Genomic DNA, 13,672 nt, shown 5'->3' with positions numbered 1-13,672 from the left:
GCTAATTGTTTAAGATCTCCCGGTTGATATTGCTGAAGGTTCCGGCTTTAAAAATGTATTTGTCGGAACCGTTTTTCCAATCTGCCTTGCCGCGATGATATAAGAGCAATCTGTAGTTTACCGTGACAGTATCCTGTTGGGTACTGAAGCTCAGGGAGGCATATTCTGAAAAACTGGATGCTCCACTGGGCCGTAAATAGCAATCTTGGGCAAGTGTCTGCTGAGCCAGGCTATCGGTCGGAAAATATCTTGCAATAAGCGATTTATGGGCTTCGGAACCCTGCTTGCCAAGCTTTAGGGCGGTGGTCAAAGCGCAATGTGCTCCATTACAGTCGGTACCTCCCGTAGCAGCGTAGAAGGCTGCCATTGCCCGCAAGGGCTCGTCGAGCGCGTCTAAGGCGGCGCTATCCAGGATGCCTGGGGCCTGCTTGGACGCCCGGATTAGCACGAGATTTTGCGGGCTGTCGGGGAGCCGTATTCCAGCGGCGGCTGCCATCGGTGCAGGACGTTCGGTCGTGACGCTATCATCGGCTGATACTGTCTTTTTGTCGGCGCTGCCTTGGCCACAGGCAGCCATCAGTACTGTGGTGCCCAAAGCAAACAGCAGTTCTCTTACACGTAATTCCATACTGGAAAATCAGCCATTTTTGTGCCAGTTTGGTACTTAAGCCTCAATTGCGGGGCTTATGTGCTTAAAAGGCCGCTGCCCGGTAGAATTTTTTTGCGGCTTTGGCGGGCTGAACCTGCTGCAATGGGATCATTTTGAGATCGATTGCGTAAAAATGTCCTTGCAATATGCGCACAATATGTTAATTTTATAGGATAACCAAATTCTTGATGGTCTGCATCGGGGATCCTAAACTGTGATTATGCTAGAATCCAACATGTTGTTGTCTAAACCATAAATCTGTTGATATGAAGATCAAACACCTTATTTTTTGTATGCTATTATGCCTGTGCGGAGCGCTGAGCCCAGCGCAGGAACTGAAGCTGACTTACGATAAAGCCGCCGCAAATTGGAACGAAGCTTTGCCCTTGGGCAATGGCCGTCTCGGTGCCATGGTATACGGTGGCGTCCCCCAGGAGGAGATCCAGCTCAATGAAGAGACGATCTGGGCGGGCCGCCCCGGAAATAATGTACCTAAAGGGAAGTATGATGATATCGTAAAGATCCGCCAGCTCCTGAATGAAGGAAAAAACAAGGAAGCGCAGGAACTGTCCAACAGGGCATTTCCCAGGGCCGCCCCCGAGGGCCTGGATTATGGCATGCCTTACCAGACTTTCGGAAGCCTGCTGATCGGGTTTCCCGAACACCGGAGCCCGCAGCACTATCGGCGCGAACTGGATTTGGATAGGGCGATATCAACGGTTGCGTATGAAGCCAACGGTGTCCGCTACCGACGGGAGCTGTTCACTTCACTAGCGGACAGTGTGCTGCTCGTGCGGATCACGGCCGATAAAAAGAAAAGCATTTCTATGGACCTAAGCTGGAAGACGCCCCACCAGGATGTGCTCATAGGCCAACATGAGGGGGCTCTTTTCCTTCGCGGAAAAGGCGGCAGCGTCGATGCCAAGGATGGACAGGTGGTTTTCTACGGAATGGTGTATCCGCAGGTGAAAGGGGGACAGGTGGATCTTACCGAGGAGCAGATTTCTATTCAAGATGCGGATGAGGTTATACTTTATGTGTCCATAGGTACCAACTTCAAGAATTACCGGGATCTGTCGGCTGATCCGCAGCAAAAGGCGAGCCGCATACTCGAACAGGCCCGAAGGGTCAGCTACGGCGAAGCGCTGAAAAATCATGTGCAGCATTATCAGCGCTACTTCAATCGGGTAAAGCTGGACTTGGGCAGCAGTGCGCAGGCGCAGAAAACAACGGATGTACGCATACGTGAGTTTGCTTCCAGCTTTGATCCGCAGTTGGTGGCTCTTTATTTTCAGTTTGGCCGTTATCTGTTGATTTCATCCTCGCAGCCTGGTGGTCAGCCGGCCAACCTGCAGGGGATATGGAATGATAAATTAGCTCCGCCCTGGGATAGTAAATACACGATAAACATCAATACCGAAATGAATTATTGGCCCGCTGAGGTGGGCAACTTGAGCGAGATGCATGAGCCGCTGTTCAGCATGCTAAAAGACCTGGCCATCACAGGGCAGGAGAGTGCCCGCGAAATGTACCACGCCAGAGGCTGGAATGCGCATCACAATACGGACTTGTGGCGCATCACAGGGATCGTGGACGGTGGCTTTTACGGGATGTGGCCCATGGGGGGCGCTTGGCTGAGCCAGCATATCTGGCAGCACTATCTCTACCGCGGCGACATGCAGTTTTTGAAAGCGTACTACAACGTGCTGAAGGGGGCGGCCTTGTTTTACCGGGACGTGCTGATAAAAGACCCTTCCGGCAAATGGCTGGTGGTAAGTCCATCTATAAGCCCGGAAAACAGTTACGAAGCGGATGGTGTAGGTGTCTCGGCGGGCACAACGATGGACAATCAGCTGGTGTTTGATGTGTTCAGCAATTTTATCCGAGCGTCTACCGCGTTGGAGGCCGATGCGGCCCTGCGCGACTCGGTGCGTCAGTGCCTGCAGCAATTGCCCCCCATGCAGATTGGCCGACATGGACAGCTTCAGGAGTGGCTCCAGGACCTGGACCGCACCGACGACCATCACCGGCATATTTCGCATCTATATGGGCTCTTTCCTTCGGGCCAGATTTCACCCTTTCGGCACCCTGAGCTCGCACAGGCAGCCAAAAATTCGCTGATCTACCGTGGGGACAAGTCTACAGGCTGGTCCATGGGCTGGAAAGTGAACTGGTGGGCCCGGCTGCTGGATGGAAACCAGGCGTATAAGCTGATCAAAGACCAGCTGAGCCCGGCGCCAGAACAGCAGCAGGGACAAAACGGCGGTACCTATCCCAATTTGCTGGATGCCCATCCGCCCTTTCAGATTGATGGCAATTTTGGCTGTACATCGGGCATTGCCGAAATGCTGGTGCAGTCTTACGATGGAAGTATCCATCTGTTGCCGGCCTGGCCGGAGCAGTTGCCGAGTGGCGAAGTCAAAGGACTGGTCACCAGAGGCGGATTTATCATCGACATGCGCTGGAACGACGGACGCCTGACTGCCTTAAAAATTGAATCCACCCTCGGAGGCAATTGCCGTCTCCGTATAAGTGATCGTACGACGCTTACCTTAAAGGGAAAAACTTTGCAGAAAGCCAGCGGAGAAAATTCGAATCCTCTGTTTGCTGTCGATGAGATCAAGACACCAGCGGTAAAAACGCAGAAAGGTACATTCGCACTACCGCAGACGGTACTCTATGATGTCCCCACAGTCAAAGGCAAGGTCTATGAGTTTGCCGTCAAGTGACAGGGGATAGCTTCCAGTTTTGAGATCCCGGGGCCGATCTGATGTAAGGTGGCCCCTCCCGTCCGTACACGAGCTTACCGTGTTGCTCAGGCTGGTATACATAGCGAATGAGTTGCCGGGCTTTAGGGAACCGCCTAACCTCGAAAGAGACTGCGGGTATACCATCGTATCGTTTGTAATATTATTGTTCATCTGTGCACTGAAAAAGTTTAAATGACATCTTTGTACTATTAAACCCCGATACCATAAACATGATTTGTCCCGAAAAAGTATGGCGAAGGGTGTTTTCGTGTTAATTTGGTAAATCAATTTAGCATGCGTAGGGACGGGTCAAACAAACATATAGAAACAAACCAAAACCTGATAGAATGATCACAAGCATCAACTTTCGTTTCTGGGCTACTTTAATGGCATTGCTGGTGACAGCGCATGCTGAGGCTCAATCGTTAGCGGACTTTACGCTGCCCACGCCTTGGACACAGGAGGCGCTGGACGCCAATGTACCCCTGCCCGAATATCCACGGCCACAGATGAAACGCAGCGAATGGCAAAACCTCAATGGCCTATGGGATTATATGGGGGGCGGCTCGCAGCAGGATCCGCGGACAGCAGCCATCGCACCAGAGTTTCCTGCCAGACCTGAAAAAATAAGGGTGCCCTTTGCCCCGGAAGCGGAACTGTCGGGCATCGCCCGGAGTGGCGAGCAGTGTCTGTGGTATAGGCGTAATATCGTGATTCCGCCGACATGGAAAGGCAGTCGTATCTTATTGCATTTTGGGGCTGTGGATCATTATGCGGCCATCTTCGTCAACGGCAAAAAGGCGGGCGACCATAGGGGCGGATACCACGCATTTACTGTGGACATTTCGGACTTTCTAAAGCCGGGCGACAATAGTCTGGTCGTAGGTGCCTATGACGCCAACGATGGTAAGACTTCTTCAGGCAAAAATGGTGATAAGGGTGACTACACCTTCAGTTCGGGCATATGGCAGACCGTCTGGATGGAGCCCGTGCCGAGGGAGTATGTGAGACAGCTGAAACTGATCCCTGACCTAAAGAATAACCGTTTACAGATCACGGTATCGACGCAAGGAAAAAGTCTTAAGGTGCTGGCGACGGCGCACGACGGAAAGACGGAGGTCGCCCAAGTGGAGGGCAGAGGGAGTGAGGCCTTCTTTCTGCCTATCCGCAATCCGCACCTGTGGAGCCCCGAAGATCCTTTTTTGTATCAGCTGAAAGTAGAACTAAAAGATAATCAGGGGCGTATCGTGGATCATATAGACTCCTACTTCGCCATGCGTTCGATCAGCATTGGCAAGGTGGATGGCGTCAATAGGACGCTGCTGAACGGCAAATTCCAGTTTCAGATCGGTGTGCTGGATCAGGGCTACTGGCCCGACGGAATCTTCACGGCGCCGACTGAGCAGGCGCTGCTGTATGATATCGAACTGGCCAAACGGTCAGGTTTCAACGTGATCCGCAAACATATCAAGGTCGAACCGATGCGCTGGTATTACCATTGTGACCGGCTCGGGTTGATGGTATGGCAGGATATGCCCAACTTGTGGTATCCAGATGAGGCGGATTCGGTGGCGGTGCGGCAGCAGTTCAGGACTGAACTCAAGCAGATGATAGACCAGTTGATCAGCGTGCCTTCCATCGTCACCTGGGTACCTTTTAACGAAAATTGGGGTGCCTTTGAGGTACCCGATATCACCAGGTGGACCAAAGCCTATGATCCTACGCGGCTTGTCAACGGCAATTCGGGCTTCAACTATGCTCCGGGCTACCGGCCGGCACAGGGTGACCCTGGCAACGGCGACTTTGTGGATATGCATCATTACGGGAAAATGGAGGACAAAGCGTTTCCGCGACCCGACGAAAAGCGGGCAGCCTCCTTGGGTGAATTTGGTGGCAAGGGACTGTTTGTACGCAATCACCTATGGCCAGTGCCTAATAATGCCTACGAAATATTGATTAACAAGGAAACATTGACGGATACCTACATTTACCTGCTCAACGAGATAGAACAGCGAATGATATACAGGGGATTAAGTAGTGCTATCTATACTCAAACTTCAGATGTAGAGCATGAGATCAATGGCTTGGTCACCTACGACCGCCAGGTCGAAAAGCTCGACTTGGATAAAGTCAGGTGGATAAATACCGAGGTCATCAAAAGCAGTGAACGTATCGGCAAAAAGAAAAAGATCAGTTCCATATCTAGAGTGTATCCCGTAGAATAGGTACGGGATATTATACTTAAGGCTCGCTGATGATGTAATTCCGGTGGGACTTACCCCACTCAGCCAGTATGCTAATAATCGCTTTGGTAGACTCGCCATAGGGGGTAAGTGCATAGGTCACTGTCAGGGGTGCTGTGCCGCTCACGGTCCTGGTCAGTAGACGATTGGTTTCCATTTCCTTGAGCTCCCGGCTCAGTACCTTGCCCGAGATGCCGTTGATGTCCCGCAAGAGGTCCGAGTAACGCTTGGGGCCGAAGAGAAGGGCCGCAATAATATAGATTTTCCATTTGCCGCCAAGCACATACATGGCATCATGCACGCCCATAATGGCTTTCTTGCATTCGTGTGCCGGCAAGGCGCAGTCATGCGCGACTGCTGTGACCGCTTCGGTCAGGCCTGTCTCTTCTGCTGTTGTGATTTCTTCCATGGTTACCTTGATGTCACTATTACTTTTTGTCACCTGATGACAAAAGTAAACAATTATTCGCGAATTTTGGTGCATAAAAAAAATTATCCATGAATACGATCAAACATCTTGAATGGCGTTATGCCACTAAAAAATTCGGTAAACAAAAGGTTACTACTGAAGATTTAAACAAAATTTTGGAGGCCACCAACCTCTCGGCTTCATCGGCGGGCTTGCAGCCTTATCGCGTCATCGTAGTCGAAAACGAGGGGCTTCGCGAGCAGCTGGGCGAGGGTTCTTTCAACAGCCAGATCGCGCAGTCCTCCCATTTGTTGGTTTTTGCTGCTTATGAGAAAGTCACCGAGAAGCAGGTCGATGACTATATGGCACGGATCGCCCGTGAACGTGACATCCCGGTAGAGGCATTGGCCGACTTCAAGGCTGCCTTGGTAGGCGGTATATTGTCCAGACCTGACGAAGATAACTTTAATTGGGCGGCCCGACAGGCGTACATCGCCCTAGGTACTGCCTTGGTTGCGGCCGCGGAGCTAAAAGTAGATTCGACTCCCATGGAAGGTTTTGATGCAGCCAAATTTGATGCATTGCTGAAACTGCGGGAGCAGGGGCTGCGGTCGGTGGTCATACTGGCTCTGGGATACCGCGATGCCGAAAACGATCACTTCGCCCAACTTAAGAAGGTGCGGCTCGACCTCACTGAATTTGCTACTTTCATTAATTAACTCTTTATAATATAGGTTTTATTTTATTGATAATGAGTGACTGATATTATGTATTATCAGATATCAGTCGCTCATCTTTCTTGCTATTCATCCCGCAGGCTCTTTACGGGATTGGTCAGCGCAGCTTTGATGGATTGGTAGCTGACGGTGAGTAAGGTCAGGGTAACAGCTCCTAATCCGGCAATCAGGAAGATATCCCAGCTGATACGAATGCGGTAGCTGTAGGAGCTCAGCATGTGGTCCGCGATGTAATATGCAATCGGAAAGGCGATCAGGCAGGATAGGAGCACCAACAACACAAAGTCTCTGGAGAGCATGGTCGTTATCGAACGGATCGAAGCGCCCAGTACCTTACGAACGCCAATCTCCTTGGTCCTGTTTTCGGCCATGTAAGCGGTAAGGCCATATAAGCCGAGGCAGGAAATGAAAATCGTCAATACGGCAAAAAGACTGGAAAGCTTGCCCAATTGTTCAAAATCTTTGAATTTCTCGGCGTATGCGGCATCCACAAATGTATATTCAAACGGATAATCCGGATTAAATTCCTTAAAAATTTTCTCTAGCCGTGCCAGCGCATCCCGCGTTTCGATATGATCGCTTAATCGAATATTGGTCACGCTGGTTCCTGAAGCCGCACCCTGGATCACCAGCGGGGTGACAGGATTAAATGGCGACTCCTGCACAAAGTCTTTGATGACACCGATGATATGCCAGGAGATGCCATCGACAATGGTCTTGCCGATCGGATTGTCAAAATGGAAAACCTTGGCTGCGGATTCGTTGATGATCATGGCGCTAGAGTCTGTCGGGAATTTGCTGAGATCGAAATCGCGGCCGGCGATCAGCTGCAGTCCAGCAGTGCCGACCAAGTTGTCATCGACCCCGATCCGGGCAAATATAGTATTGTCATCCTCGGGTTTGCCGGCCCATTGCATCGGGTTGTTGCTCCAGTTTTCGGTCAGTGGAGAGGAGGTTCTCGATACATGAGATGCTACGCCGGAGCTTAGCAGAGCGTTTTTTATCAGCCGGCTGTTTCTGTGGATTTTGCCCTGATCCATGACATTGACCAGCCGCTCCTTGTTGTATCCAACTTCTCTTTCTTGTGCGTATTTTATCTGTTTCTGAATAGATACTGTGGTGATGATGAGGATAATGGCAATGCAGAACTGGGAGATGACCAGCAGCTTTCTGAGGCTAAACTTGCTTTGCATGTGCAATAGCTTGCCTTTTAATACACTTACCGGTCTAAAAGACGACAGATAAAAGGCTGGATAGCTTCCCGACAGAATGCCGGTCAACAGGATGAAGCCTATGAATGCCGACCAGAAGGGGATATTATTGAATGGGATCTGCAATTGCCTGGACACCAGCTGGCTAAAATGCGGTAAGGCAAGCAGGACGATTAGCAGGGCCAAGATGCCTGAAATGGCGGCGATTAAGATTGACTCGGTCAAGAATTGCCCGATCAATAACTGTTTATTGGCGCCGATCACTTTGCGCACGCCCACCTCTTTGGCCCGTTTTTCACTCTGTGCGGTACTCAGGTTCATAAAATTTATGCAGGCAATGAGCAATATGAAACAGGCAATGACGATAAAGGTACGTACCATGCCGATCCGCGCAGCGGTTGGCTTCCCCATATCGGTAAATTTGCTATAGAGCCATTTTTCACCTACTGGTTGGATAAAATTTTCGGCTTTGGTTTCGGTATGTTTCTGAAGGAATCCTTTGATCTGATTTTCAAATTGCTCGATATTGGTAGTCTTATCGAGTTCGATGTAAGTCTGGACAGAGTTGTTGCCCCAGTAATTGTCTGAATAGCCAATTTGCTCCATAAACGTCCAAGGGACCAAATAGCTGACGCCTTTCATAAATGAGTTGTCAGGGATATCTTCTATGACTGCGGCCACTGTAGCGATAACGGTACTATCGAGTTTGACCGTCTGATTGATGGCTTCACCTTGTCCAAATAAACGTTGCGCCAAGGATTTGGTCAGTACAATTTGATTTGGATTTTTAAGCGCTTCGCTAGCATTTCCAACGGCTACCTGATAATCAAACATGTTGAGAAAAGCGCTGTCCACAAATGCACCATGCTCCTTGGCAAGTTTGATTTCACCTTTTGTCAACAAAAAGCCTGTACCGGCGTTGACCCTACTGATATTTTTGATCTCCGGAAAGTCTGTTTTTAATGCGGCCGCCATCGGTTTGGGTGTGTAAAAATGTTGCACCGTTTCGCTACCCCAGACGTCTTTGAGTCCTACGGCATAGATTTGCCCAGCCTTAGTATAAAAACGGTCAAAGCGAAATTCACTCTGCACCCACAGCATGATCATCATGGACGCCGCCATCCCAATGGCCAGCCCGACGATATTTATTGCCGTGAAGCCCCGGTTCTTCTTTAAATTCCGAAACGCGATTTTAATATAGTTCTTAAGCATAGTGGTCGTTTTTATGAAATGCGACCAATTCGTTTGCCAATAATTTAATTTATTGATATTGTGCTTTTTATGTAATCTGTGTATTGCTAAAATGTTCGATCTCGAACGTTTTTTGTACGAAAGCGAACATTTTTGCAGCGTTTAGTGGCTGGCCCGCCACATTTAAATCGGATGGAGCCTGTCGATCCCGAAAGCGTTTTTAAGCTGTTGAATCCCGATCTTATGATAATAGGAAATTGCGCCCGGAGCAGACAACCAGATGAGTGAACAGTCATCGCCTGCCGTAGCTTTGGTCAAATGGATGAGCTGTCTGCCGATGCCTCGTTTCTGGTAGCTGGGATGTACAGCCAGGTCTGCCAGATAGCAGCAGAAGCCTCCGTCATTCATGGAGCGCGCAATGCCGATCAGATGCTCTCCCTGCCAGGCGGTGATCAAAAGATTGGAATTGGCAAACATCTTCATCATTCGCTGTTTATCGTCGATGGGCCGTTTTAAGCCGGCTGCGGCATAGAGGGCGATGATATGCTCCAAAGCAGGTACAAAACCTACTTGATAGTTTATTTCTGTGTTCATTGTAGTCCTGTCAAAAGATCATTGCGGCTCGCGGCCTGTGGTGATTCCGATACGGTTCCAGGCATTCATTGCGACGACGCCCATGATGACTTCAGTAAGATACTGCTGACCCAATACTGCTAGCGCCCTGTCATAGACTTCATCTGTTACGCCATCAACCGAAATGAGCGTGATCTGTTCGGCCAAAGCCAGTATAGCCTGTTCTTCTTCCGAAAAGAAAGGTGTGTCCCGCCAGTGGGACAGTACAAATATCCGGCGGGGATCTTCGCCATATGCCAGGGCATCCCGGATATGTTTGTCCATGCAATAGGTGCAGCCATTTATCTGGGAGACCCGGATCTTGATCAGTTCGGCATGAATCCTGTTTAATGAGCTTTCGGACAGATACTGTTCAAATCCAAGCATGACCTTAAAGGCCTTGGTGTCGACGTCTTTTAAAAATTCTCGCTTTTTCATGGTGTTTTTTTCAAATATATTTTCAAATATAAGATGGTTTTGGACTATCTTTAGGGGACAGATTAAAAAAAGATAGTAGTCCAGATGCTCCCGTTTAAAACACTGATACCGATCGACCCTAATAGTAAGCCAGCTGTGTATGAGCAGATTGCGCTAGCACTTATTCAGCTGGTGAAATCAGGAAAGCTGCAGTCGGGTATGCGGCTGCCGAGCACACGTACCATGGCCGCCTTGTTGGGCGTGCATCGGAAGACCATCGTAGCCGCTTATGAAATACTGACGATACAGGGCTGGGTAAGCACGAAGTACAAAAGTGGGTATTTTGTCAGTACGGATATACAAGTCGCTGCCGTTAACGGGCAAGCAATGTCGGAGACAACCTTCGCAGGCCGCTTTCCACTGACATTGAAGACTGTCGATAAAGGCAAGGCTCGACAGGTAGAACAAAGCGGGCAGTTATTTTTGGATGATGGACTGCCTGATCCAAGAATTGCTCCATATAAGGAGCTGCTGCGTGAGCTGGGATCGATTACCGAACGACAACATAATCTCCAGAAAGCGAACTACGGGACAGCCTTTAACGCCTCGGGCCTCAGCACTGCGCTGCTGACTCATCTTTCCCATTCGAGGGGCCTCAATCTGTCGGAAGGCAATATCCTGATCACCAATGGTGCTCAAATGGGGCTTTACCTGGTGGCCCGGGTGCTGGCCCAGCAGGGAGACCTATTTATCGTCGGCACACCGGGTTATGATCTTGGCCGGTCCGCCTTCCTATTGAACGGCGCGGCGGTGATCGATGTCGCTGTGGACGAAAACGGCATCGACGTGGATCAAATTGCAGAAATATGCCGCACGACAAGGGTTAAAGGCGTATATGTGATCCCGCATCACCATTATCCCACGACTGTAGCCCTAAGCCCGCGAAGGCGTTTACAATTATTATCCCTGGCCCGGCAATACAATTTTATCCTTATCTAGGACGATTACGACTATGACTTCCATTACTCTTCTGCACCTCATTTGCCCATGGCGAGCTACGACCACCGTGGGCGTGTGATTTATGTGGGTAGCATTTCCAAACATTTTTCCTCTTCCTTGCGACTGGGATACGTCGTCGGAACTCAAGATCTGATCAGATCCCTCGCGCATATCCGAAAACATATGGACATACGGGGCGATGTGCTGCTGGAACAGGCTGTCGCGGAGCTCTTTAATAGCGGTGCAATGGAACGGCATCTTCGCAGGTCTATCAAGCTGTACAGGGAACGACGGGATTATCTATGTGCTAAACTGACAGCATATAGCGGCCACTACTTGTCTTTTCGGGTACCGGCAGGCGGAATGGCCATCTGGATCAGGTTTGGGGACGACTATGACGTACGTAGCGTAGCCGCCCAACTTAGAAAACGGGGAGTGGCCTTTGACGAGCGTATTGTGTTTGCCGATGCTCCGCACCTGAATCACCTGCGACTGGGATTTTCATCGCTCGACCTGAACGCTATCGATTTTCTGGTCGAAGTGCTAGGGCAGGTGCTCGAAAATTATCCGGTGCAGTAGGGCTGTAGATGGGCAGTGGGCTGCTGCTAGGGGCATGCTAGCCCAATGGAGCTGCCGGTAAATTTTCAGTGCTCTGCAGCCAGTTTTTCCATATCCTCCCGGTTGATCTGTATCGATCTACTCAGAAAACTGATGATCAGCTGTTGTTCCTGTGGGCTATACTCATCCAGCAGTGCGTTGACGGCCCCCACCAACGACTGGTACAAGGGCAATACCTTCGATTCCAGATTGTTGACATGAAGCGTGATATAAACCTTTCTGCGATCGTTTGGATCAGTCTCCCGGAGGATGAAGCCGGCTTTCTCGAGCCGGTCCACCATTTTGGTGACAGCGCCACCCGTAATGCCAGTTTCTGCCGCCAGAATGCCTGCGGTCGCTTTACCTAGACGCATAAGTACTTCCAGCGCTTCAAGGTCCGTGGAATTGATGCCAAGAATGGCAGAAACCAAATTGCTCCGTTTGATGGCCTGCGTACTGACTTCGCGTAATAAAGCCCCTATCTGTTGAATTTTTTCTGTTGCCATGTATGGTAAATTAGTATAATTTACTTTACTTTGTAAAATGTTTACTTGGTAAAGTAAATAGAACTATAGTGCAAATTAACTTAATTTTTCTTTACATCATGGAAAATAACAGAAAAGTGATCATCATCGGTGCGGGTATAGCCGGAATTGGCCTTGCCTTATTTCTCAAAAAAATCGGTTTGAAAGCGGCATTATTTGAGTTTCGTGGGCCTCAGGAAAGTCTGGGCGGCGGACTGAACATTGCTCCTAATGGAATGCATGTGCTGGGGGCGCTGGGCCTGGCGGGAGAGGTCATGGAGAAGGGCTGTCCAGTAAGCTTCGGTGTGTTTAAAAATGCGAAGGGTTCTGCGTTGGCGCGAATGAAATATTCAGACAGCAGCAAATATGCTTATCCGGCAGTCAATATCCGGCGGCAGTCCCTGCTGGATAGCTTGAAAGCTGCTGCGCTTGAGCAGGGCATAGAGGTTCATTACAACAAAAAGCTGCTTTCGGTCGATCAGTCGGCCCACGGGGTGCGGGCCTGCTTTGAAGACGGAACTGAGGTGTCCGGCCTGTTTTTGGTGGGGGCAGACGGTGTCCATAGCCAGGTGCGACGTATGGTATGTCCGTCGGTGCTGCCTCAATTTACTGGTATCATCGCGCGCGGAGGTTTTATCGGCCGGGACAAATTGCAGCATATGACTTCCCAGGAAGTCAACAACCTGAACTTTGTGTTCGGAAAGGACGGCTTTTTTGGCTACGGTGGAGCCAACGAGCAGGAAATCATGTGGTGGACCAATATTCCTGCGGATCAGCCCTGGAGCAGGGAAGAGCTGCAGGATTTTGACCGCAATGCCGAACGGCGGTTGTTGCTCGATTCCTTCGGCAATTATGCCAGTCCGGTCCCCCAGATCATCCGAGAGGCTGACAGTTATCTGCGGATCAATGTATTTGATGTACCCTTTCTTCCGAACTGGTACAGGGATCGCTTGCTGCTGATCGGCGATGCCGCCCATGCGGTGAGTCCGAATTCAGGACAGGGAGCTTCGCTGGCGCTCGAGGATGCGATGTTGCTGGCCAAGCTACTGCGCGACGAGAAGTCGCTGGCCTTGGCCTTCCGGAAGTTTGAGGATGGCCGGCGGCCCAGGGTCGAGCGAATCGTCAGGGAAGGGCGCCGACGGGGCGAAGATAAACTGGTGGTCGGTCCGGCCATGCAGCTATTCAGGGAATGGATGATCCGGATCTTCGTCAACCTGTTTGGTACAAAAGGCAACGATTGGCTTTTTCGCTATACCATTGAATGGTAACGTGTGCATGGTGGGCTGGTACTTACAGCGAGCCAGCAATCCCTGAAAAACGACGGATTGCTGGC

Annotated in this window: 10 protein-coding genes and 1 pseudogene; 5 read left to right on the top strand and 6 right to left on the bottom strand. The window is 50.2% G+C overall.

Translation table 11 applies throughout. The annotated features are described in order from the left end of the window. Position 1 precedes the first annotated feature (1 nt). Positions 2 to 628 (bottom strand): hypothetical protein, encoded by a 627-nt coding sequence (locus K7A41_RS19665; protein WP_265715067.1) that lies wholly within the window; start codon positions 626 to 628, stop codon positions 2 to 4. Positions 629 to 915: 287 nt separating this feature from the next. On the opposite strand from K7A41_RS19665, the gene K7A41_RS19660 reads away from it, so the two are divergent. Both K7A41_RS19660 and K7A41_RS19655 read left to right on the top strand, forming a co-directional pair. Continuing rightward, complete coding sequence (locus tag K7A41_RS19660; protein ID WP_265715066.1) at positions 916 to 3,378, top strand: glycoside hydrolase family 95 protein; 2,463 nt, start codon at positions 916 to 918, stop codon at positions 3,376 to 3,378. Positions 3,379 to 3,746: 368 nt separating this feature from the next. Further along, on the top strand, positions 3,747 to 5,624 hold the full coding sequence (locus K7A41_RS19655; protein WP_265715065.1) for a glycoside hydrolase family 2 protein: 1,878 nt from the start codon (positions 3,747 to 3,749) through the stop codon (positions 5,622 to 5,624). Between the two features lie 16 nt (positions 5,625 to 5,640). Here the strand turns inward: K7A41_RS19655 and K7A41_RS19650 are convergent, their stop codons facing one another. Next, on the bottom strand, positions 5,641 to 6,126 hold the full coding sequence (locus K7A41_RS19650) for a winged helix-turn-helix transcriptional regulator (RefSeq protein WP_265715063.1): 486 nt from the start codon (positions 6,124 to 6,126) through the stop codon (positions 5,641 to 5,643). A gap of 14 nt (positions 6,127 to 6,140) precedes the next feature. On the opposite strand from K7A41_RS19650, the gene K7A41_RS19645 reads away from it, so the two are divergent. Beyond that, on the top strand, positions 6,141 to 6,770 hold the full coding sequence (locus tag K7A41_RS19645; RefSeq protein ID WP_265715062.1) for an NAD(P)H-dependent oxidoreductase: 630 nt from the start codon (positions 6,141 to 6,143) through the stop codon (positions 6,768 to 6,770). An 83-nt stretch (positions 6,771 to 6,853) separates the two neighbouring features. Here the strand turns inward: K7A41_RS19645 and K7A41_RS19640 are convergent, their stop codons facing one another. The 3 genes from K7A41_RS19640 to K7A41_RS19630 form a co-directional block, all read right to left on the bottom strand. Further along, the gene (locus tag K7A41_RS19640; RefSeq protein ID WP_265715060.1) at positions 6,854 to 9,211 is read right to left on the bottom strand and encodes an ABC transporter permease; all 2,358 of its coding nucleotides are present in this window, start codon (positions 9,209 to 9,211) and stop codon (positions 6,854 to 6,856) included. 162 nt (positions 9,212 to 9,373) lie between these two features. After that, on the bottom strand, positions 9,374 to 9,784 hold the full coding sequence (locus K7A41_RS19635) for a GNAT family N-acetyltransferase (RefSeq protein ID WP_265715059.1): 411 nt from the start codon (positions 9,782 to 9,784) through the stop codon (positions 9,374 to 9,376). Between the two features lie 18 nt (positions 9,785 to 9,802). Beyond that, entirely contained in the window at positions 9,803 to 10,240 is a 438-nt protein-coding gene (locus K7A41_RS19630) for a carboxymuconolactone decarboxylase family protein (protein ID WP_265715057.1), read from the bottom strand. An 84-nt stretch (positions 10,241 to 10,324) separates the two neighbouring features. On the opposite strand from K7A41_RS19630, the pseudogene K7A41_RS19625 reads away from it, so the two are divergent. Further along, a pseudogene (locus K7A41_RS19625) lies at positions 10,325 to 11,797 on the top strand (PLP-dependent aminotransferase family protein). A gap of 65 nt (positions 11,798 to 11,862) precedes the next feature. On the opposite strand, the gene K7A41_RS19620 reads toward K7A41_RS19625, so the two are convergent. Continuing rightward, positions 11,863 to 12,321 (bottom strand): MarR family winged helix-turn-helix transcriptional regulator, encoded by a 459-nt coding sequence (locus K7A41_RS19620; RefSeq protein WP_265715056.1) that lies wholly within the window; start codon positions 12,319 to 12,321, stop codon positions 11,863 to 11,865. Between the two features lie 98 nt (positions 12,322 to 12,419). Here K7A41_RS19620 and K7A41_RS19615 point away from each other — a divergent pair, with 98 nt between their 5' ends. Continuing rightward, positions 12,420 to 13,607, top strand: a complete 1,188-nt coding sequence (locus tag K7A41_RS19615; protein ID WP_265715055.1) for an FAD-dependent oxidoreductase — start codon at positions 12,420 to 12,422, stop codon at positions 13,605 to 13,607. Positions 13,608 to 13,672 lie beyond the last annotated feature (65 nt).

The sequence above is a fragment of the Sphingobacterium sp. InxBP1 genome (genome assembly GCF_026191775.1).
GTDB classification, from domain to species: domain Bacteria; phylum Bacteroidota; class Bacteroidia; order Sphingobacteriales; family Sphingobacteriaceae; genus Sphingobacterium; species Sphingobacterium thalpophilum.
The sequence above is the reverse complement of the archived record's forward strand: the minus strand, read 5'-3'. Positions and strand labels throughout refer to the sequence as shown.